Source organism: Acutalibacter sp. (assembly GCF_056800975.1).
This window is the reverse complement of record NZ_JBQISV010000001.1, coordinates 17,342-38,646: the sequence shown is the minus strand read 5'-3', so window position 1 is coordinate 38,646 and position 21,305 is coordinate 17,342. Positions and strand designations below refer to the sequence as shown.

General features: G+C 57.5%; 20 protein-coding genes and 1 tRNA gene. 3 read left to right on the top strand and 18 right to left on the bottom strand.

The window, feature by feature from the left end:
* Positions 1-10 precede the first annotated feature (10 nt).
* The 3 genes from ACTO5E_RS00190 to ACTO5E_RS00180 all read left to right on the top strand — a co-directional run bounded on the left by ACTO5E_RS00190 (position 11) and on the right by ACTO5E_RS00180 (position 2,032).
* Complete coding sequence (locus ACTO5E_RS00190) at positions 11-427, top strand: hypothetical protein (protein WP_482300512.1); 417 nt, start codon at positions 11-13, stop codon at positions 425-427.
* Between the two features lie 129 nt (positions 428-556).
* Positions 557-1,441, top strand: a complete 885-nt coding sequence (locus tag ACTO5E_RS00185; protein ID WP_482300511.1) for a dipicolinate synthase subunit DpsA — start codon at positions 557-559, stop codon at positions 1,439-1,441.
* 27 nt (positions 1,442-1,468) lie between these two features.
* Positions 1,469-2,032, top strand: a complete 564-nt coding sequence (locus ACTO5E_RS00180; RefSeq protein ID WP_482300510.1) for a dipicolinate synthase subunit B — start codon at positions 1,469-1,471, stop codon at positions 2,030-2,032.
* A 53-nt stretch (positions 2,033-2,085) separates the two neighbouring features.
* On the opposite strand, the gene ACTO5E_RS00175 is transcribed toward ACTO5E_RS00180, so the two are convergent.
* From ACTO5E_RS00175 to ACTO5E_RS00090, 18 genes are all read right to left on the bottom strand, one after another.
* Positions 2,086-2,481 carry a tetratricopeptide repeat protein gene (locus tag ACTO5E_RS00175; RefSeq protein WP_482300508.1) on the bottom strand — a complete coding sequence of 132 codons (396 nt, stop codon included), beginning with the start codon at positions 2,479-2,481 and terminating at the stop codon, positions 2,086-2,088.
* 9 nt (positions 2,482-2,490) lie between these two features.
* Entirely contained in the window at positions 2,491-3,120 is a 630-nt protein-coding gene (locus ACTO5E_RS00170; RefSeq protein ID WP_482300506.1) for a CpXC domain-containing protein, read from the bottom strand.
* A gap of 21 nt (positions 3,121-3,141) precedes the next feature.
* Positions 3,142-3,792 (bottom strand): hypothetical protein, encoded by a 651-nt coding sequence (locus ACTO5E_RS00165; RefSeq protein WP_482300505.1) that lies wholly within the window; start codon positions 3,790-3,792, stop codon positions 3,142-3,144.
* Positions 3,793-4,066: 274 nt separating this feature from the next.
* Entirely contained in the window at positions 4,067-5,581 is a 1,515-nt protein-coding gene (gene arfA / locus ACTO5E_RS00160; RefSeq protein WP_482300585.1) for an arabinosylfuranosidase ArfA, read from the bottom strand.
* Positions 5,582-5,740: 159 nt separating this feature from the next.
* Complete coding sequence (locus ACTO5E_RS00155) at positions 5,741-9,109, bottom strand: DEAD/DEAH box helicase family protein (protein WP_482300504.1); 3,369 nt, start codon at positions 9,107-9,109, stop codon at positions 5,741-5,743.
* 17 nt (positions 9,110-9,126) lie between these two features.
* The gene (locus ACTO5E_RS00150; protein ID WP_482300502.1) at positions 9,127-10,209 is read right to left on the bottom strand and encodes a restriction endonuclease subunit S; all 1,083 of its coding nucleotides are present in this window, start codon (positions 10,207-10,209) and stop codon (positions 9,127-9,129) included.
* Entirely contained in the window at positions 10,209-11,741 is a 1,533-nt protein-coding gene (locus ACTO5E_RS00145; RefSeq protein WP_482300501.1) for a class I SAM-dependent DNA methyltransferase, read from the bottom strand. Before ACTO5E_RS00145 ends, ACTO5E_RS00150 begins: the two co-directional genes overlap by 1 nt.
* Positions 11,742-12,220: 479 nt before the next feature.
* Positions 12,221-12,784: an HD domain-containing protein gene (locus ACTO5E_RS00140; protein ID WP_482300500.1), complete on the bottom strand. Its 564-nt coding sequence runs from the start codon at positions 12,782-12,784 to the stop codon at positions 12,221-12,223.
* A gap of 206 nt (positions 12,785-12,990) precedes the next feature.
* A tRNA-Leu gene (locus ACTO5E_RS00135) sits at positions 12,991-13,077 on the bottom strand.
* Between the two features lie 285 nt (positions 13,078-13,362).
* The gene (locus tag ACTO5E_RS00130) at positions 13,363-14,058 is read right to left on the bottom strand and encodes a class I SAM-dependent methyltransferase (protein ID WP_482300499.1); all 696 of its coding nucleotides are present in this window, start codon (positions 14,056-14,058) and stop codon (positions 13,363-13,365) included.
* A 77-nt stretch (positions 14,059-14,135) separates the two neighbouring features.
* Positions 14,136-14,555 carry an ATP synthase F1 subunit epsilon gene (gene atpC, locus ACTO5E_RS00125; RefSeq protein ID WP_482300498.1) on the bottom strand — a complete coding sequence of 140 codons (420 nt, stop codon included), beginning with the start codon at positions 14,553-14,555 and terminating at the stop codon, positions 14,136-14,138.
* On the bottom strand, positions 14,555-15,958 hold the full coding sequence (atpD, locus tag ACTO5E_RS00120; protein ID WP_482300496.1) for a F0F1 ATP synthase subunit beta: 1,404 nt from the start codon (positions 15,956-15,958) through the stop codon (positions 14,555-14,557). Before atpD ends, atpC begins: the two co-directional genes overlap by 1 nt.
* A 5-nt stretch (positions 15,959-15,963) precedes the next feature.
* Positions 15,964-16,860: an ATP synthase F1 subunit gamma gene (gene atpG, locus ACTO5E_RS00115; RefSeq protein ID WP_482300494.1), complete on the bottom strand. Its 897-nt coding sequence runs from the start codon at positions 16,858-16,860 to the stop codon at positions 15,964-15,966.
* A 1-nt stretch (position 16,861) separates the two neighbouring features.
* A complete protein-coding gene (gene atpA, locus ACTO5E_RS00110) occupies positions 16,862-18,634 on the bottom strand; it encodes a F0F1 ATP synthase subunit alpha (RefSeq protein WP_482300492.1) in 1,773 nt (590 codons plus the stop codon).
* Positions 18,621-19,118, bottom strand: a complete 498-nt coding sequence (locus ACTO5E_RS00105; RefSeq protein ID WP_482300490.1) for a F0F1 ATP synthase subunit B — start codon at positions 19,116-19,118, stop codon at positions 18,621-18,623. The genes atpA and ACTO5E_RS00105 overlap by 14 nt, the downstream gene beginning before the upstream one ends.
* A gap of 16 nt (positions 19,119-19,134) precedes the next feature.
* Positions 19,135-19,491, bottom strand: a complete 357-nt coding sequence (gene atpE / locus ACTO5E_RS00100) for an ATP synthase F0 subunit C (RefSeq protein ID WP_482300488.1) — start codon at positions 19,489-19,491, stop codon at positions 19,135-19,137.
* An 86-nt stretch (positions 19,492-19,577) separates the two neighbouring features.
* The gene (locus ACTO5E_RS00095; protein WP_482300487.1) at positions 19,578-20,390 is read right to left on the bottom strand and encodes a F0F1 ATP synthase subunit A; all 813 of its coding nucleotides are present in this window, start codon (positions 20,388-20,390) and stop codon (positions 19,578-19,580) included.
* Between the two features lie 654 nt (positions 20,391-21,044).
* Entirely contained in the window at positions 21,045-21,257 is a 213-nt protein-coding gene (locus tag ACTO5E_RS00090; protein ID WP_482300486.1) for a ribbon-helix-helix protein, CopG family, read from the bottom strand.
* Positions 21,258-21,305: the final 48 nt, after the last annotated feature.

Sequence of the window (21,305 nt, the reverse complement as noted above, 5' to 3'; positions counted from 1 at the left end):
TGAAAGGCTTGTGCGCTCCGACGGTCTGCTGTTCGTTTCTCCCCATTACGCGCCCATTCCTGCCAGGCTGTGCATGCTGCTGGAAAAGATGGAGGAGATCGCCTTTCTCCACTGGTGGAAGGACAGCGGCTACCGGGCCGAGGCCTGGGGCATTCCGGCAGGGATCGTCTCTCACGGGGGCGGAGCCGGTTGGGCTTTGAAAAGCTATAAGGCCATGGTCAACGACACCATTGCCAATGCCACCATCCAGTGCCGGGTGGTCCCCTATCATAGTCCTTGGGACACAGGCCTTGCTCTGCCGGTGAGCCGGGTGGAGGAAGGGGCGGGCATCTTCCCCATACAGAGGTATGACCGGGAGGGCATCACCCTGCTGACTGGTTACGCAGATATGCTTCTGCAAGCAGCCAGGGCAGGACGGTCAAAATAGAGAAAAAGCCGCGGGGCGTTTCCGCGGCTTTTTTGCCGCTCACCAAAACCCGCCTTTCCCCATAGTATGGAGTACCCCCCTGTCAGGACGGGGCAAGCCCCCAAGGGGGAAGAAGGGAGTGCAGGTTTCATGATTGGTTTCGGGATCATCGGCGGCGACCGCCGCCAGCTGTATCTGGCCCGCTCGCTGGCCGAGGACGGGCATCTGGTCCTGGTAAATGGAATGGAGCGGGCCCAGGACACAGCGGGGCTGAAAATGGCCCAGCTGCCCGACCTGGCGGAGCGCTGCGAGGTGATCCTTCTGCCTCTGCCCGTCACCCGGGAGGGCGCGGCCCTGAACGCTCCCTTTGCCGGCCAGGCCATTCCTCTTGACAGGCTGGAAACAGCGTTGGCAGGGCACCGGGTGTTTGGCGGCATGCTGGGCGCGCTGGGGGAGGGCTCTCCCTTCTGGCAGAGCTGCCGGGACTACTACGCCCAGGAGGAGCTGCTCACCGGCAATGCCTGGCTCACCGCCGAGGGCGCGGTGGCTCTGGCTGTCACCCAATACCCCGGCACCTTAGGGGGGGCCAGCTGCCTGGTGGCGGGGTATGGACGCATCGGCAAGGCTCTGTGTCCTATGCTTCGGGGCATGGGGGCCCAGGTGTTCTGTGCCGCCCGGCGGCCTGAGGCGTTGGCGGCAGTTCGGGCGTTGGCGGCAGTTCGGGCGTTGGGCTGCGTGCCCCTGGGGTATGACCAGCTTCAGCGTCCCTTTGACCTGATCTTCAACACCGTGCCTGTGCCGGTGCTGGGCAGCGCGGTTCTGGTCCGTCAAAAACAGGATACGCTGCTGATGGAGCTGGCCTCCGCCCCCGGCGGCTTTGACCGGGCAGCGGCAGAGCGGCTGGGGCTGAGCATTCTGGACGCCCCCTCGCTGCCAGGAAGGACCTCGCCCAAGGCGGCGGGAGAGCTGATTAAAACGACCATTTATCATATGCTGGAGGCTGACCAGGCGGGAAAACCCCTGAGCCGGCCTTGAAGAACACAAGGAAAGGAGATGGTCAGAATGCAGACCCTGGGTTTCGCCATGTGCGGGTCCTTCTGCACTCTGGACCGGGCCATGGAGCAAATGTCTGCTCTCAGCAGCCAATATGCCCTGCTTCCGGTCATGTCCCAGAACGTATATGAGACAGACACCCGCTTTGGCAGGGCGGTGGACTGGATTGCCCGGGCCGGGGACACTGCCGGCAGACCAGTGCTGCACACGATTGTAGAGGCCGAGCCCATTGGCCCCAAGCGCCTGGTAGACGCCATGGTGGTGTGCCCCTGCACAGGCAACACCCTTTCAAAAATTGCCCTGGGCATTACCGACACCCCGGTGACTATGGCGGTAAAGTCCGCCCTGCGGGTAGGCCTGCCGGTGGTGCTGTGCCTTGCCAGCAACGACGCTCTTGGGGCCTCTGGCCAGAACGCCGCACGGCTGATGAACACCAAAAACGTCTATTTCGTCCCCCTGAGGCAGGACGACCCGGAGAAGAAGCCCTTCTCCCTGGTGGCAGACTTTTCCCTTTTGCAGGAGACAGTGGCCGCAGCCCTGGAAGGGCGGCAGCTGCAGCCCATTTACCGCTGAACCATGAGGGAGCGAAAAAAAGACCCAGCCAAACCGGCCGGGTCTTTTTTGGTCTATTCGTTTAAAGAGAGCCCCAGCTCCCGGCACCGTTTCACCGCCAACTGGTGCCCCTGCCGCGCCGCCTGCAAATACCAGCGGCGGGCCTGTTCCATGTCAGGGGCTGTGCACTCTCCCTTTTCGTAGAACTCCGCCAGATTATACTGGCCGTCCCAGTCGCCGTGCTCCGCCGCCCGCCGGGTCCAGTAAAAGGCCTTTTCCGGGTCCTTTTCCACACCCAGCCCTTCCCAGTAAAAGTACCCCGCCTGGCATTCCGCCAGGGGATACCCTTGCTCCGCCAAGGGGAGAAAGCCCTCCAGGCATTTGTCATACCTTCCGGCCTTCCAATAGGTCTCAATCAGGGCATTGCAGATATCCAGCTCCGGGCAGGGCTTATAGTAGCTGCTTGCCATAATATCACCTCACGCGTTCTGATATTCCTCAATCATCCGCTTGGCAAGCCTGGCGTCCACAGTGGCAAAGCCCTCTGGGTCCGTGTAGTCCAGAGTGCGCAGCACCTCCTGAGACTGCTTGTACACCTCCACCCGGGTAGAGTGGTACACAGGCTCCAGCTGCCGGGGCACAAAAATGGCAAAGTCCATTTTCTCCCCCTCTGCCTTGCTGAAATAGGCGTGCAGCCGGGCATTGCCATAGCTGCGCCGGATGATGGTGCACAGGGCGTTCTTCATCAGCTCCACCGCCAGGTCGTCCAGGCCGCTGTCAAAAATCAGAATCTTCTCCTTGAGCTCAGCCAGGTTCTTCACCCGGCGGCGGACATAGCCCTTCAGGGGCTCGGTCGCCTCTACCGCGCTGCCGGCCCCCCCAGGCGTAACGCACACCACATACCCCGCCTGATTGTCCAGGTATACAAAGGGGTAGGCCATGGCCGCAAAATAGCTGCACCGCTGGCAGCGCCAGTCAAACAGGGTCTCGTCCAGAATGCTCTGCTTGAGCTCTGGGTTCTGCTGGGCGTTGACACTGGTGTACAGCCGGTATTTCTGCGTCTCCCCGCACTGCGGGCAGACAATGTCCTTTATAATCTCCGTTGACATTCCCCATTTCCTCCCAGACGATTATTCAAAGGGCAGGCCGTCATTCTCGTCGAGTTCCGCCGCAGGCGGAATCTCGGGTTCTGCCGCAGGCGGAATCTCGGGTTCTGCTGCGGACGGAGCCGCCCCCTCCCCTGCAGGCCCATCCGGCCGGGCCTCTTCCTGGGGCATAGGGTCCTGGTCAAAGCTCTCCACATCCGAAAGGTCGATCTCCTCGCTGTCCGGGTCCTCAGGGTTGTACTCCGCGTCTTCCTCCCGGGTGACGGTAATCTCTACCGGCCCCTTGTCAAAATGGAACAGGGTGCTCTTCTTCCGGGGCTTTACCGTGGCGGTGACAAACACAGCGGTAGGCCCGTCCGCCCCGCCGATGACCGCAATCGCATGCTGCTGGCGCACCACCTGTTCCAGGCTCTCCAAAGCGCTGTCCCGCTGGGCCAAAAGCTGGTCCAGACGCAGGCAATGGGCCTCGGCCACCGGGTTGTCCGGGTCCCGCAGGGCATTGTAATAGTACCGGCCCAGGGCCAGATATTCCTTTTCCGCAGCCTTCTCCTGGCAGCGAATGGCAGTGCGCAGCCGGTTGGCCGCAGCCAGACGCCGGTTTTTCTCCTTCAGCTGTTTTGCGGCCAGACGGACATTGGCCCGGGCCGTCTGGCTGATTTCCTTCCAATTTGCCATAATGCTGACCTCCTGCTGTTGATTCCGTATCCTTATCTAGGGCTTGTTTGAAAAATCGAAAACGCCGTCTTTTTACCCAGAAGCAGCCATCTTCTGCGTCGAAAATCCTCGTAATACGCAAGTATTGGCGTAGTTAGCGTAGCGAACTACAGCGGTTCTTCTCCTTGAAGCTGACCGCTTCTGGTCAAAATTCCGTCATTTCCTCTATTTTCAAACAAGCCCTGCTCAGTATAGCAGAAAGATATGAAAAAATCTTGTAGATTCCAGGGAACTCTCAGCTTTTTTTCAGCCGGATCACATTCCAGGAGGCAGGGCCCAGCCGGGACCTCAGCAGCCCGTCCTCCATCTGGTCCCTGTCCTCCACCGTGGAGGGGGCCACAGCCTCCCCGGCAGCGGAGTTCACCGCCTTAAAATCCTCGTGCTCCAACACGATGTGTTCCGCCAGCTGGTAGCCCTCAAAGGCCCGCAGGTCGCTCTCCAGAACAATGGCATTTTCCAGGTCCCGGTTGACAGCAAATACCGTGAGCTCCTCTTTTTCATCGTCCCACACAGCCACGGTCTCCACGTCGGTGACATCGGTGAACTCCTTGGTGTCGTGCTTAGAGGCGCGCTGGGCGGTGTTCAGGGCCACGCCGCGGCCATACTTTGAGGCGTGGAGATAGGGATAGTAGATGGTCTGCCGCCAGGCCGGGCCGTTCTCCTCGGTCATAATGGGGGCAATCACGTTGACCAGCTGGGCAAGGCAGGCCATGCGCACCCGGTCGCTGTGCTTGAGCAGGGTGATCAGCATCAGCCCCACCAGCAGCGCGTCTTCAAAATTATACTGGTCCTCCAACAGGTGGGGGGCCACCGACCAGGGGCGGTTCTGCATGGTGTCGCTGTCTGAGGCGTCGCTGTGGAACCAGACATTCCACTCGTCAAAGCTGAGCATAATGTCCTTCTTTGCCCGCTTTTTGGCCTTGACAAAGTCGCAGGTCGCCACCACTGTTCTGATGAACCGGTCCATATCGTCAGAGCAGGCCAGGAAGTTGGCGGTGTCGTTCAACCGGTTGCCGTAGTAGGTGTGCAGAGAGATGTAGTCCACGCTGTTGTAGGCCTCCTCCAACACCGTGGCCTCCCACTGGGGATAGCTGGGCATGCCGGTGTTGGAGCTGCCGCAGGCCACCAGCTCCACTGTGGGGTCAATCTGCCGCAGGGCCTTGGCAGTCTCGTCGGCCAGGCGGCCATACTCCCGGGCCGTCTTGTGGCCCACCTGCCAGGGGCCGTCCATCTCGTTGCCCAGGCACCAGGTCTTGATATGATGGGGCTCCTGCACCCCATGGGCAATGCGCATATCGCTATACTTGGTGCCAGAGGGGTGGTTGCAGTATTCCAGCAGATTGCAGGCCGCGTCAATGCCCCGGGTGCCCAGGTTGACGGCCATCATCAGGTCTGTGCCGGCCTTTTTGGCCCAGCGTGCAAACTCGTTGACGCCCACCTCATTGGTCTCGGTGCTGCGCCAGGCCAGCTCTAAACGGCGGGGACGCTGGGCCACCGGGCCCACGCTGTCCTCCCAGTAGAAGTTAGAGACAAAGTTGCCCCCGGGATAACGGACAATCGGCACCTGAAGCTCCCGCACCAGGTCCAGCACATCCCGGCGGAAGCCCTCCTCGTCGGCGCTGGCATGGCCGGGCTGCCACACCCCGCCGTACACCGCCCGGCCCAGGTGCTCCACAAAGGAGCCATATATACGCTTGTCCACCCGGCTGATCCGATGCTCCGGGTCCAGGGTGATGCGGGCGAATTTCATATCCATAGCATGATACCTCCCAGTCATTTTCCCTTAATTATACACTCCCGGCGGCGGACAAGTCAACAGCGGGAGAAAATAAAGAGGAGGCTTTCCGGCAAAGCGCGGACCTTTCCCGGTCCAGCTCCACTGGCCCAAAAGTCCGTCCGCCCCTTTTTATCAGGCTACCACTATGGTGGCGTTCTCCTTGACCTGATTGATGGCGTCCAGCAGCTTGCCCCTGACCTCTGGACTGAACAGCTTGACAAAGCTCACCGGCTTATCAAAAGGCGGCCTTTGCAGCTCCGCCATACTCTCCATGTACCCGTTCTGCTCGATGTGGCTGATGATTTTATGGACAAAAGCGATCTGCCTCTGATTCAGCGACTGGTCATTGATAAAAGCGGAAAAGGCCTGCATGGCGGCGTCGTGGTCCAGCCTGGCGATTTTCCGCACCAGCAGCCCAAAGGGAGTGTCCCCGAACTCCCTGCGGTAGTCCTGCTCGTCGCCCAGCTCTGTGGTCAGCACCCGTTCCAGCTCCTGATAGTCGTTGGGGGACAGGGGGACATTATGGGTCAGCTTGTGGATGGCCAGCATGTGGCCGTTCTCATTGACATAGCGGTTGACCTTTGCCCGGTAGTCCTCAAAGTCATAGGCCGCTTCAAGCAGCAGCCCCTCGCTCTGCGCAATAATCGGGTCGGCCAGCCGGGTAAACACAGGGTCTCCGCTGCCGCTCTCATTCAAAAACTGGATGAGGCCGCGGAGCTCCGCCCTCACCCTTTCAAACAGAAGCGCATCGCCCGCTGCCCAGAATTCGTCTGTGCCAATCCACTGGATGGTCTCAAGCTTCTCTTTCACCTGGGGAATATTCGCCTTCGCTTCCAGGGCCTCCCCAATCTCCCGCAGCTGTCTTTTTGCCCGGGAAAAGGCGGGTGTCTGCTCCATAAAAGCCAGTATGAGCCCATACATAAAATTATCGAAACGCTTGGCAAACTCGTCCGCCTCCTTCAGCTGCATAAGGGGCGCGATATACTGGATGAGCTCCCCCTTGTCTTCCTCGCTGATATGGACAAAGGCCTGGGGGCTTTTGAATTTCTCAACAAACTGCAGCCGCAGCCGCACCGAGACCAGACTCTGGTTCAGCTGCGCAACCTGCCCCTGGCAGAGGCCTGCCAGCTCAGAACGCCAGGCCTGGCAGGCGTCGCCGGCATATGCGCTCTCTTGCAGCAGGCTGATCAGCCTGACCTGCTTGCCGAAAATATTCTCCGACAGGGTTTTGGTCTCCCGGGACTCATAACCCTCTTTATGCTGCCGGAAGAACTCAAAGTTGCCGCAATAGTCAAAAATGAGAAAACGCCTTTTATCCGTATATTCCCCGTCGATCTGGTCTGTGCAGGCCAGGCCCTTGCAGAGCCGGGTACCGCGCCCAATCATCTGCCAGAACTTGGTTTTGGAACGCACTCTTTTGAAGAACACCAGATTGACGCATTCCGGCACATCAATGCCCGTATCCATCATGTCTACAGACACCACGATCCAGGGGGGCCTGTCCCCTGCCTTAAAGTCATCGATCACGGTCTGGGCATAGGAGTCGCCGCAAACCACCCGCTGCATAAAAGATCCCATATATTGGGGGTAGAGCTTGTTGAAACGCTCTACAATGTACTCGGCATGACGCTTGCTTTGGGCGAAAATAATAGAGCTGCCCACACGGTCGCCGCCTGCGGTTTTGACGCCCCGCTCCATCAGGTCCTGCAATACCGTGTCTACCGTTGTCTCGTTGAACACAAACTTGTTCAGCGCGGCGGAGGGCACAAAGGCAGGCACATAGCCGTCTTCCACAAAGTCCTCCTCATACCGCGCCTTGTCCTCCTCCGACAGCTGGTCATAGCTGATTCCCTCCTCCAAAAACCGGGTCTTGACCTCGTAATTATAGTAGGGGACCAGCACATGGTCTTGGGACACCGCCGTCTCATAGTCGTAGGCATAGGTGGGTACGCCGTGCTCCATCTCAAAGAAGTCGTAGGTGTTGCGGTCCACGTCGGTTTTGGGCGTAGCGGTCAGGCCCACCATCTGGGCGTCAAAATACTCGAAAATGGCCCGGTACTTTTTAAAAATACTCCGGTGGCTCTCGTCAATGATGATCAGATCAAAATGGGCGGGGGTAAACAGCCGCTGGCCGTCTTCTGTCTTGGTCTCATCAATGGCGTGAAGAATGGTAGGATAGGTAGAAAATATGATGCGCGCATTTCTGTCGTCCTTATTGGCGCAAAGATTGCACAGGGACATGTGGGGCAGATAATGCTTGAAGTCATCCTTCGCCTGCTTGACCAGCGCGGTGCGGTCGGCCAAAAACAGAATATTCGTCACATACCCGCCCCGGCTGAGCACATCTGTCAGGCTGGAGGCTGTCCGGGTTTTTCCGGCGCCGGTGGCCATGACCAGAAGATGCTTGCGAAAGCCCTGCTCTATCTGCCCGCACACAGCGCGGACAGCCTCCTTCTGGTAGTAGCGGTCGGTAATCCGGTCGTCAATGGGCACTTCGCCCAAATTCAGCCGCTGGGTCCGGCGGTTCATCAGCTTTTGCAGGTCATCCTTGCTGAAAATACCGCTGACCTTCCGCTGGGGGCCGGTCCGGTCGTCCCAAAAGTAAGTCTCAAACCCGTTGGTGGTGAACATCATAGGCCGGCGGCCAAATTTGCGTTCCAGACAGTCCGCGTAAAGCATGGCCTGCTTGCGGCCGGTGTTGGGGTCCTTGCTGGTGCGCTTGGCCTCTACAACCGCCAGGGGCAGGCCGTCCTTGCCAAAGAGGACATAGTCCGCAGCCCCTGCCTGGGCTCCGTTGGGCATACCCTCCACCGGATACTCCTCCTGCACATCCCCGTCCGCACCGGTGAACCGCCACCCCATCAGCTTCATGTCCACATCAATATATATTTTCCGCGTCTCAAACTCAGAGAGGTCCTCTGGCACAAAACTGCGCTCCTGCTGGCGGCGGTCTTTGGCCGCAGTGAGCTGACCGGACATCCGCCGGATCTGCGCCCGCAGCGCCTCAATCTCCGATTCCTTTTCCCCCAGCAGGCTCTCCTGCTCTCTGACCCGTTGGGAGTCCACCGAAAGCAGCTCTGTGGGCACCAGCGACTGGTCAAACTGCCGCTCCGCGTAGTCGCTGCCATAACAGTAGTCGACCCACTGGATGAACTCAAACAGCCCCTTGAGGGAGACCCAGGCCTCCCTCTCCCCCACGCTGCGCTCGGTGTGCACCGCCAGGTTGCCCAGCCGGATGATAAAGGGCAGCTTGCCCCAGGTCTGGCTGTCCACGGCAAAGCGGAAGCTGGGCTCGTGAATCAGGGACTGCAGGTTGTTTTTGTAGGGCATGCGCATGGTATTGTCGGCGGAGTACACCCATTTCACCGCCAGCTCCAAGGCTTTGCGGCAGCCCACAGCGCACATGGCCGGCGAGGTGGCGCAGACCCTTTCCGCCTCTATGGCGGCGGGGGTGAAGAGGGCGTATTGGGGGTGGGAGGAGAGGAAAGAGAAGTTGGTCATGTTCATACACCTGCCTTTCAGCTAAAATATTGTTGCATCAGGGATTTTTTTAGGGTTTCCAGTTGGGCCAGTGCCTTGAGAATTTTGCTTTTTGATTCATTAACTTGACTCACAAACGCAGCGAATAAATCTTGTAAATCTTTTGGTGGAACATATCCTCGCAACTCTCTTATTTTACCTTGAAACAAATTAGCTTGTGAAGATTGAGTAGCTGAGTTAGAAATTTGGCGTTGTAACTCATCTGAGACAATTAGCCATTCAGCAAAAATGGGATTGATATTAGAATTAAAGCGAACTAATGCTACACTTCGAACCATTTGAAACTTCAATCTATCGGGAACCACGCAACATCGGCCTATACTTCCAGAGCACGAAATAAGTACATCACCTTTTTGAGGAATGATGCGACGTGCTATTCTGTTATATTCATCATTGTCTATATAATCTACGTTATCAAGGTTGAGCATATGGTTCAATATATTCCGCGCAGATAGTAAATAAATTCCATTTTCTTTCCTGCGTGGTGTTATATGTTCACCATCAGTTATGACAATACTAATATCTTTGAATTTTCTTACAGGCCAGCCCAATGAATTTATTGTTGGGTCCCCAAACATCTCTACAAACCGCGACTTGACCAGCTCGTCCAGCTTGGCAAGTTGCTGCTTGCGGAGGGAAATCAGGCCAGTTAGCTTGTCCAGTACAGCGGCAATTTCCTGCTGTTCACTTTCACAATGCTCCCGAAGCAATTCTTTGCAATAATCCTTAAAGTAGATATGAGGAATTGTAGCACCCGTATAGTATTTTGCAAGTCCCATGTGCTCCATCGCGTATGCAAGGTATGCCACATTGGTGCCTTTATTGGGCAAAATATATTGCATGGTTCCTATCACCGACGACTTTGCTGGCAACAGCATAATTCTTCCTACGCCAGCCCCATCCTTTACCACAGCTACATATGGGTTAGGTTGCTGATAGAAATCTATATACTTGATTAAGCCGCTTGCGCCATAAATTGGGTAAATACCGTCACAGTCTTCCAAATCCTTCTGCGCAATATTCGAGGATGCCTTTGTACAAATGTCACCTAACTGTATCATCACACCATCCCCCTCAACTCCCGCAGCCCCGCTGCAATCTCCTCTTCTATCCGCTCCAGCTCGTCCAGAATCTCCTCCGTCGGCGGGTACTCCACCGGCACATACTCCACCTGCTTGTACTTGTTGATGGACAGGTCGTAGCCGTTTTCGGCAATTTCGGCCTTGGGCACCAGAAAGCTCTGCTGGGTGCGCAGGCGGGCGGCTTCCCCGTCCAGGTCGTGGAACCGCCGGAGGAGGTCGGGAATGTCGTTCTCCTGGGTTTCGGCGCGCTTGTCGTCCAGGCTGAACCCATCGGCCTTCATCTCGTAGAACCACACCTTTTCTGTGCCGCCCGCGCCGGTTTTGGTGAACACCAGCACTGCCGTGGACACTCCCGCGTAGGGCTTGAACACCCCGGAGGGCATGGATATTACAGCCCGCAGCTGGTGATTTTCCACCAGCTCTCTGCGGATGGATTTGTGCGCCTTTGACGAGCCGAACAGTACGCCGTCCGGCACAATACAGGCGCAGCGGCCCCCCTTTTTCAGCATCCGCAAAAACAGCGCCAGAAACAGCAGCTCGGTCTTTTTGGTCTGGGTTACAGCCTTCAGGTTGTCGTGGATGCTCTCCGCGTCTACCGTGCCCTTGAAGGGCGGGTTGGCAAGACACACCGTGAACTGATCGGCAATCTGGTTCTGCTTTGACACGCTGTCCTGATACTCCACCCTCGGGCGGCGGATGGAGTGAAGCATCAGGTTCATGGCGGAAATGCGCAGCATGGTGCGGTCTGTGTCAAAGCCAGTGAACATGGGCCCCGCAAAATGCTCCCACTGCTCTGGGGACATAGCGTCCTCATATTGGGCTCTGATGTACTCTGCCGACGAGACCAGAAAGCCCGCTGTGCCGCAGGCCGGGTCGCAGATCAGGTCGTCGGGAGTGGGCCGCAGCAGCTCCACCATCATCTCCCGAATATGCTTCGGCGTGCGGAACTGGCCGTTTTGCCCGGCAGTAGCCAGCTTGCCCAGCATATACTCATAAAGGTCCCCCTGCATATCCAGCTCCCCAATGTCGTGCTCATACAGGTCCTCCAAGCCGGTGATGATCTTCTGCAAGACCTGGGGCGTGGGGATGAGAAACATGGCGTCGCTCATATACCTGGCAAAGGCAGTGCCGCCCTCATTCCCCCTGTCCCCGGCCGCTTCCGGCTCCACCATCTCTCCCGCATCGTTGAAATCAGGCAGCTGCCCGCACTTCCAATTCTTTATGGCCGGAAAAACCCGCTGGGACACAATCTCATAAATGGTCCGGGGATCGGCGTTTTTAAACCTGCTCCACCGCATGGACTGCCCTGCTTCAGAGGCGGGGAAAATCCGCTCCATCCTCTCCCCAGAAAGATTCTCCAATTCCTCGGTTTCCAGCTCCTTCTCGTCCAGCGAGCGAATGAACATCAGATAGGTCAGCTGCTCAATCACAGTCAGCGGGTTGGTAATGCCGCCTGCCCAGATGTCCGTCCATATCTTATCAATTTTGTTTTTGATTGCGCCTGTTACCATCGGGAAGACCTCCGACCTTTCATTCTTGATTCCCTTTCGCCAGACCATCCGTAGGAATGGCGGATTTACGACAAATATTATATCATAAATCTACTCGGAGAAGTCCGGCGCTGTGACTTGGCATCGCCAAGTCATGCGCAGCAAAAGAGAAGCGCTTCGCGCTTCAGGGCTTCTCCTTGTGTTTATCAGAACACATTATATCACAAATGAGAAATCCTCACAAGGTATTCCTTTAAACTGCCCGAGGGTATGGGCATTTACAACGGGAAAGACCTCTCCCTGGCTCTAATAGCCGGAGAGAGGTCCCTGTCTTGTCTTTGGTCAACCAAATGACGCAGTGCATTATATCTACTGGCGCTTGCCTGCCTTGTGGACCACAAATCGAACCGGGCGGCTGTCAAGGTTGACTCTAAAAGCGCCGTACACTTTAATCTTAACGGCCACGGCTGGGCTTGCTGTCACCCTGATCAAGTCAGTTTTCAGCCCAAAACCTCCATGGCTCTTTCCAATTTCCCTTGATAGTATTTTTTGCTTTCTGGCGACAATTTCCGAAAGCTTCGTGCCAATTTCTGTTTTACGAATTCCTTACCTTCTTCTATTCCCATACCTTTTTGGCAATAAGCCAAATATAACAGACTCGGTATATTATCAAAATAAGAAATTGCGTCAGCATCCGCAACGCATAATTCCTCGAGGCTATTCCTTTTGGCGTCTATGCTTCCTCTGTGGTTTTTGATACATTCTTGCACCAGAAAAATTTTTTGATCATCATAGCCATACTCCTTTAACAGACGGTCCGCCATTTCAGCCCCATGTATATGGTGCAGCTCATACAAGCTATAATCCGTAACAGAGGCAATATCATGTAACCAGGCTGCAATCATGACAATCTCCCTGTCTGCTCCATATTTGCGTGCCAAGACTTCCGCATTGTTAACCACCGCAACAATATGGTAGTAACACCCTATCCCAAATACATTCGTTTGTGCCAGGCATCTATTGTGTATTTCATTTTGTAATTTCTCTAAAATGTCATCCCGCATCCCCATGCGCCTCCCAATTCTGACTTATTATGCTCTAAATCAAATCATAACATACCGTGCCAAAAAGACGCCGCCTACTCGCGGGCCAAAAACTCTGTGTATCTGCCAACGTGGGGGCGCGAATCGGGTCCAGCGTCACGCTGGGCGGGCAAAAAAACTTCGCGCATCCACCAATGTGGGTGCGCGAATCAGGTCCAGCGTCACGCTGGTGCCGGTGGCCGGACTCGAACCGGCACGGTATCGCTACCAATGGATTTTGAGTCCATCACGTCTGCCAATTCCATCACACCGGCGTATAATACAGTTATTATACACCAGATTGCCGGAAAAAGCAAGCACTTTTTCTGAAATCGCCCCTGCAAAACCAGGACGCCCACCAAAAGCCAGCGCAAAAAAGAGGCTCGGCTGCGCCGGGCCTCCCCTCAGTAAACGGACATCAAAAAGCTATCGGCCAGTCTATGGTCTCCGCCCGTGTCAGAATTGCTCATAAAGCACTGGGCTCTCCTCGCTATCTGTCCTAAAATCTCAGCTCTTGAACAAAACACAGGCCAGGCCTCCCGCTGTTGGACGCTGCCTTGTTACTCTGACTTCAGGTATTCGGCAAAGAAAAACAGAGGTAAGTCGCTGTTTTTCTTTATGCCGTCATAAGAAACCGGTTCACAGGCCTGCTTTAAAACCAATCCATTTTTCGACGCAGCATTCAGATAATCAGATAAGGAACGATGGAAATGCTCTGTCTCACCCCAGTATTCATTTTTGAATTGATAGGGCTTGATGTATCTTCTCATTGCCTTGGCATATCTATATCCGCTCTCATCTTCAAGCCACTGACAGTCATAAAACGCGGGATGAACGATGGAATAATATAGAATCCCTCCCGCTTTCAGCACCCTGCTGCATTCCGAAAAAATGAAGTCAATATTTTCAACGTCCATCAGCACCTGGTTAGAAAACACAATGTCAAACCGCCCATGATCAAAAGCCAAGGGCCTGGTGATATCCATAACGCAAAATTCCGTCAGAGGATATCGCGCCCTTGCTATTTCAATCATTTTTTCAGAGCCATCAATTCCGGTTACATTTGCTCCCTTGCTTCTGAAATAATCAGAGTAAAAACCATACCCGCATCCCATATCCAATATTTTTTCACCATGGAAATGCTGGAATCTACTCTTGACTACTCTTTGATTGCTCTGGGCATACTCTGAATTTTCCTGGCCCTCTGTATACTTCAGCGCAGCACGATTCCATTGACTGATTATATCTTCCGTCATTCGCGTTTCCTCTGAATAACCTCAATTTGTCTCTGCTGAAAGCTTGTTTCTGATTCTATCAAGCCTCAGACAGCCGCTCACTGCTCCAGGTGGGCGGCCGAGGACTTGACCCGCAGGCGGTTCAGCGCCCGGGCCAGGGTGGCCTGCGCCACCTGATGCTCCTGGCGGCTGCGCTTTTGCAGCAGGGCCTCCCGGGCCTGGTCCGCCTCCCGGCGGGCCCGGGCCGCGTCAATCTCCTCCGGCCTCTCGGCAGAGTCCACCAGCACCAGCACCTCGTTCGCCTCCACCTTCACCATGCCCGGGGACACTGCCGCCACCTGGGGCTCCTGCCCCGGTATGCGAAACCGCAGGGTCCCTGGCAGCACCGCAGCCAGCATGGGGCTGTGATGGGCCAGGATGCCCAACTCTCCGTCAGAGGTGGAGATGGTCAGGCTCTCGCAGGGGCCCTCATAAAAGGTCCGGTCTGCGGCCAGAATGTGCACCTGAAAGGTCTCCATCAAAGCTCACCCGCTTCCAGCTTTTCGGCCTTGGCAATCACGTCCCGCCAGGTGCCCACATTGTAGAAAGCCGCCTCCGGATACTGGTCCAGCTCGCCGTCTACCAGCTTGCCAAAGCTCTCCAAGGTATCCCGCAGGGGGACATAAATACCTGGCAGGCCGGTGAATTTCTCCGCCACATGGGTGGGCTGGGCAAAGAACCGCTGGAGCCGCCGGGCCCGGCCCACAATCTTCTGGTCGGACTCGCTGAGCTCATCCATGCCCAGAATGGCGATAATGTCCTGCAGCTCGTTATATTTCTCCAATATCTCCTGACACGCCCGGGCAATGCGGTAGTGCTCAGCCCCCACAATATCCGCCTCCAAAATCCGGGAGGAGGAGGCCAGGGGGTCCACTGCCGGGTAAATGCCCTGCTCGGAAATCTTCCGGCTGAGCACCGTGGTGGCGTCCAGATGGGCAAAGGTGGTGGCTGTGGCCGGGTCGGTCAGGTCGTCGGCAGGCACATACACTGCCTGCACCGAGGTCACGGACCCGTCCTTGGTGGAGGTGATCCGCTCCTGCAGCTCGCCCATCTCGTTGGCCAGACTGGGCTGATAGCCCACCGCCGAGGGCATGCGCCCCAGCAGGGTAGAGACCTCGCTGCCCGCCTGGACGAACCGGAAAATATTGTCGATAAACAGCAGCACGTCCTTGTGCTCCTTGTCCCGGAAATGCTCCGCCATGGTCAGCCCGGAGAGGGCCACCCGCATACGCACGCCCGGCGACTCGTTCATCTGGCCGAACACCAGAGCGGTCTTGTCGCTGACGCCGCTCTCCTGCATCTCCCGCCACAGGTCGTTGCCCTCGCGGCTGCGCTCGCCCACGCCGGTGAAGATGGAGTAGCCTCCATGCTCCATGGCCACATTGTGAATGAGCTCTTGAATCAGCACGGTTTTCCCCACGCCCGCGCCGCCGAACAGGCCGATCTTGCCGCCCCGGGGATAGGGCTCCAGCAGGTCGATGACCTTGATGCCTGTCTCCAGAATCTCCACTGCCGGGCTCTGCTCCTCAAAACGGGGAGGCTGGCGGTAGATGCTCCGCAGGGGCGTGCCCTCAGGCACAGGCCCCTTGCCGTCAATGGGCTGTCCCAGCACGTTGAACATGCGCCCCAAAGTGGCCCGGCCCACCGGCACCTGAATGGTGTGCCCCGGCACGTCCACGGCCAGACCCCTTTGCAGGCCCTCTGTGGCGGAGAGCATGACGCAGCGCACCAAAGCGGCCCCCAAATGCTGGGCCACCTCCATCACCCGCACCACGCCGTCCTTCTCCACGGTGAGCTCCTCCCGCAGCCGGGGCAGAGCCCCCTCTGTGATCTCCACATCCACCACGGGACCGGATATCCGCACAATAATTCCTCTTTCCAAATCCCTCACCTCTCCTTTTTCTGGCGCTGGGCCTTGGCCCCGGCTGAAATTTCTGTAATTTCCTGGGTAATACCCGCCTGACGCACCCGGTTATACTGCAAGGACAGCTCCGTCAGCAGGTTTTCCGCGTTCTGGTTGGCGCTGTCCATGGCTGTCATCCGGGCGTTCTGCTCGCAGCAGAAGCTGTCGATCAGGGCGCTGTAAATAAAGCCGGACACATAGCTGGGCATCATGCTGTTCAGCACAGTTCTCACGTCTGGCAAAAATTCAAAGGTCTCCCGCACCTGACGCTCATGCTCCGCCGTGTCTGTAAAAATTTTACGGTGAAAGGGCAGCAGGCGGCTGCACCGGGCCTGAAAGCTCATGCTGTTCTCCATGTCGGTATATACCACATAGATCTTCTGCAGCTCCCCCCGGTCAAAGCCGTCCAGCAGCAATGCGCTGATCTCTCTGGCCCGCATCATGGTGGGGTTCTGGGCTGTATAGAGAAAGCTGTGCTCAATGGGAATGCGGTGGCTGTCAAAAAAACGCCGGCCATACTCTCCCACCACAAACAGCTTGGTGTCCGGGTGGGCATTCAGCAGCTCCATGGCCCGCTTGATGGCGTTCTGGTTATAGGCCCCGGCCAGGCCCTTGTCAGCGGTAATCACCAGACAGCCGTAAGTGCCGTTCAAGGGGGGCGCGCCCTGGGGCGGGTAAAAATAATGGCTGTCCACATTACCCGCCGTGCGGAAAATGCGCTTGATCTCCCCCTGCAGGGCCTCAAAATAGGGGCGGGTGTTTTCCAGCTCCTGCCGGGCCCGGCGCAGCTTGGTAGAGGCGATCAGGTACATGGCGTTGGTGATCTTCCGGGTCTCCCCCACGCTCTCCATGTGGGTCTTGATCTCCTTGGTACTGGGCATGTCAGACACCACTCTTTCCGGCCGCTTTTTCCGTGCCCAGGAACTCGGAGAGGTAGCTGGCTGTCAGCCCCAGAATATCCTCCCTGTCGTCCTCGGTGAGCCGGCGGGTCACGTTCAGCTTCTGACACAGGTCGTCGGCCCGGCGCTCCACATAGGCTACCAGCCCGGTCTTAAAGGCATCCAGCCGGTCCAGAGGAACCTCCTGCATTTTGTGGCCCATGGCCGCTGTCAGCAGAATGATCTGTCCATGGTGGCTGAAGGGGGCGTACTGGGGCTGGCGCAGCAGACGCATCAGACCCTGGCCATAGCTCAGCTGCCGCTTGGTGGCCTCGTCCAGATCGCTGGAAAACTGAGTGAACACCTCCATCTCCCGGTACTGGGCCAGCTCAAGGCGCAAGGTGCCTGCCGCAGCCTTCATGGCCTTGGTCTGGGCATCGCCGCCCACGCGGGACACGGACAGGCCCACGTTCACCGCAGGCCGCTGACCGGAGAAGAACAGATCGCTCTCCAAAAAAATCTGTCCGTCGGTGATGGAGATGATGTTGGTAGGAATATAGGCGGACACGTCCCCTGCCTGGGTCTCTACAATAGGCAGGGCGGTCATGCTGCCCCCGCCCAGCTCGTCGCTGAGATGGGCCGCCCGCTCCAGCAGGCGGGAGTGGAGGTAGAACACGTCTCCCGGGTAGGCCTCCCGGCCGGGGGAGCGTTCCAGCAGCAGGCTCAGGGCCCGGTAGGCAATGGCGTGCTTGGAGAGGTCGTCATACACAATCAGCACGTCCCGGCCCTGGTACATAAAGTATTCTCCCAGAGCGCAGCCGGCATAGGGGGCGATATACTGCAGGGCGGCGCTGTCCCCCGCAGGGGCGTTGACCACCGCAGTGTACTCCATGGCGCCCCGGCGGCGCAGGTTCTCCACCATCTGGGCCACGCTGCTGGTCTTTTGGCCAATGGCCACATAGATGCACACCACATTCTTGCCCTTCTGGTTGAGAATCGTGTCCAGGGCAATGGCGGTTTTGCCGGTCTGCCGGTCGCCGATAATCAGCTCCCGCTGGCCCCGGCCAATGGGAAACATGGAGTCAATGGCCAAAAGCCCGGTCTCCATGGGCTCGTTTACCGGCTGGCGGTCCAGAATGCCCGGGGCGGGGGCCTCAATGGGGCGGTGGGTCTCAGCCTCAATGGGGCCCTTGCCGTCTACCGGCATACCCAGGGCGTCCACCACCCGGCCCAAAAAGCCATCGCCCACCCGCATGGCGGCGGTTTTCAGGGTGCGGCGCACCATGCTGCCGGCGCTGATGGCCTCCGCGTCGCCAAAGATGATGCAGCTCAGGTCCTCCCGGCGCAGGTCCTGCACCATGCCCTTCACGCCGCCCTCAAACAGCAATATCTCTCCGTACTGGGCGTGGTCCAGCCCGCCCACGGTGGCAATCTCCCCATCCACGGTGAGCACCTCGCCAATCTCCTCCGGGGCCACGGCAGGGGACCAGTCCTCCACCGCCTCCCGCATCAGGGGGACAATATCCTCCTGGCCGGGGCGCAGCTGGCGCAGATAGTCCTGAAACTGCCGCACCAGTCCATGGGGGGTCCAGTCATAAACGTCAGACCCGGCCTGAAGCCGGAAGCCGGTCTGCAGGCTGTCGTCCTTCTCCCAGGTCAACGGCACCCGGCGGCGGTAGGTCTGCTTTAAAAAAGCCTCAAAACGCTGCAGCTGCTGGGGCGTGGGCTCCTGGGCGCTGCGCAGAACAGCCTTGAGGTGTCCTCTATCGGCTCTCATGGGCCTTCCCTCCCTCCGCCAAATTCAAAAACTGGTCGAAGGGGTCCTCCCCTGGGTGAAATGCCAGCTTTTCCGCAGCCTCGGCGGCCAGCTTTTTCAGCTCCCGCTGAGAGTCCTTTATGGCCTTCTCCCGGCTGTGGTCCGCAGCAATCCGGGCGTCCTTGATGATCTCCTCTGCCTGAAGCTTGGCCTGGGCCAGCTGCTCCTCCACCGACTTCTGCACCGCCTGCTGGCTCTGGATGCGGGTCTGGCGCAGCTCCTCCTCCATAGCGGCCATTTTTGACTGATATTCCTCCTGAACCTGCCGGGCCTCCTCCAGCTTCTGGTCGGCCTGGCGGTCCAGCTCCTTATAGTGGGTCTCCCGCTTTTCCATAAAGGCCTTCACGGGCTTGAACAGCAAAAAGTACAGCCCGCCGGTGAGAATGGCAAGGTTCAGCCAATGGAGCAGAATCTGCTGCCAATCAATATTCAATGGGACATTCATCGCTTCTCCACCACCCTTACAGTACGAAGATGATCAGAATGACCACCAGCAGCGCATAGATGATGGCGGTCTCGATAAACACCAGGCCCAGCATCAGGGTGGTGCGGATCTTGCCGTCAGCCTCTGGCTGGCGGGAGATGCTCTCTGTGGTTTTTGCGGTGGCAATGCCCATGCCCACCGCGCCGCCGGCAGCAGCCAGGCCTACGGCAATGCCAGCGGCCAGGGCCTTGGCTCCCAGGCTTCCGTCAGCGGCCTGGGCAGCGGCCTCGGCCCCCTCGCCGGCGGCAAAGGCGGGCACAGCCAGCAGCAGAACAGTAAGCAGCGCCACAATCAGGGCGCAGATCAGTCTTTTATGGCGAAAAATGAATTTCATATGTAGTCGACCTCCTGAAAAATGCCCCTTTTTCGCTTTTGGGGCGGTTATAGTTGCCGGGCCGTCAGCTTTATCGCACAGCAGCGTTACGGTGCCTTTTTCACCTTCTCCGCTTTCTCAGACACCTCGCCGTAATAGAGGGCCACCAGCATGGTGAGCACATAGCTCTGTATCAGCGCATGGAGCAGGGTGAACATCACCCCAACAACCACCGGCAGCACAAAGCTCAGGTTCACATAGTAGTACACCAGCTCTGTCACCAGCAGGCCGCTGAGCAGGGCGCCAAACAGGCGGAAGCTCATGGAGATGGGCAGGGAGAACTCCTTGAGGGTTTTGCCCACACCCTTGATTCCATTGGCGGCAATGCCCCCGGAGAGAATCACCAGATAAGACAGCACCCCCATGGCAATGGCCGCGTTTACGTCTGACAGGGGCGCGGGCAGCGTGATGGGATGTCCTGCGGCAGTGACAGCCTGCAGGCCCAGCAGCTCAAACAGGGTGCCGGTAAAGATATAGGCCCCGGCGGCAAAAAGATAAGCCCCCAAAAAGCTGTTGCGATGGGGGCTGCTTTCTTTGGCCATACGGTCGAACAGTCCCACCGCCTCCTCCAGCAACATCTGGAGCCTGCCCGGGGAAAGCCGGAATTTCGGGATGACAAAAATACGCAGGCAGGCCGCGCCGGCCAGCAAAAGGCCTGTCACGGTAAATGCGGAGACCAGCCCAGGGCTGACGGTCTTTCCCCCAAACAGGGCGATCCGGTTCTCGTCGTGGAGCACCGCGTCCCGCATGGCCTGCTGTACGCTTTCGGCGCGGCCCTGGGAGCCTACCAGCAGCGCGGCTGCCAGCAGCACCACCACCAGGGCCAGCCATATTACCAGCCCTTTTTTATGTTGTTTCATCGCGCACTTCCTTTCTTTCAGGGCAGCGCTGCTCAAAGCTTTGGGAGGCGGCGCTGGCGCTGGGGACTGCACGGCCCGGCAAAAGGCTGTCCCCCAGCACCCAAGGCCAACCGCTCAAAGCGCTGCGCGGCGCTGTCCGAGCACATCGGCAACGCTTTGATTATAGCAATTCTGCCTCCGCTTGTCAAGTATGGGGGCCACGGCCAAAGGCCGGCAACGGAGGCGGGCGGGCCCGCAGAAATCGTGGGCTCTTGGTCTGTTTTTGTCCCTGTAACAACCCTTTTTTGCTCCAAAAAGGACGGCTCACGCGCAAAAAAAGGCCAACAATCTCCGTCCCCGGCATCCAGCTCCAGAAATGCGGACAGGGAGCCCCGGGGCCTTTGCCGCCTGCGGCAGCGTCCCCTCCTGGCTCCCTGATTCGCGAATGCTATTTTATGAGTTTGTCCCTGGCTGCTTGCCCAGAACCTTCACCCTTGTTTTTCTCTATGTATTTAGGGCTTGTTTGAAAAATCGAAAACGCCGTCTTTTTACCCAGAAGCAGTCATCTTCTGCGTCGAAAATCCTCGTAATACGCAAGTATTCCTTGCGGTTTTCTCCTTGAAGCTGACCGCTTCTGGTCAAAAATCTGTCATTTCCTCTATTTTCAAACAAGCCCTATCCTGCTCTCTCACCTCCTTCCGATGGCTCTACCTTGTAGTGCTGCAGGGAATATTCCACAAGCATACCAACCAGCTCGTTACGGCTGCGGCGCGTTTCTGCCGCAATGGCATCCAGCTGCCGCACCAAATCTTCCCTGATGCGCACCGAAAATACCCGGTAGCCATCCTCTCCTTTGCTTCTTTTTGCTTTGATTACCAGTTCTTCCATAATTCATCACCTCTCAAACATATTTTATGCTTGAGAGCCAACAAATGA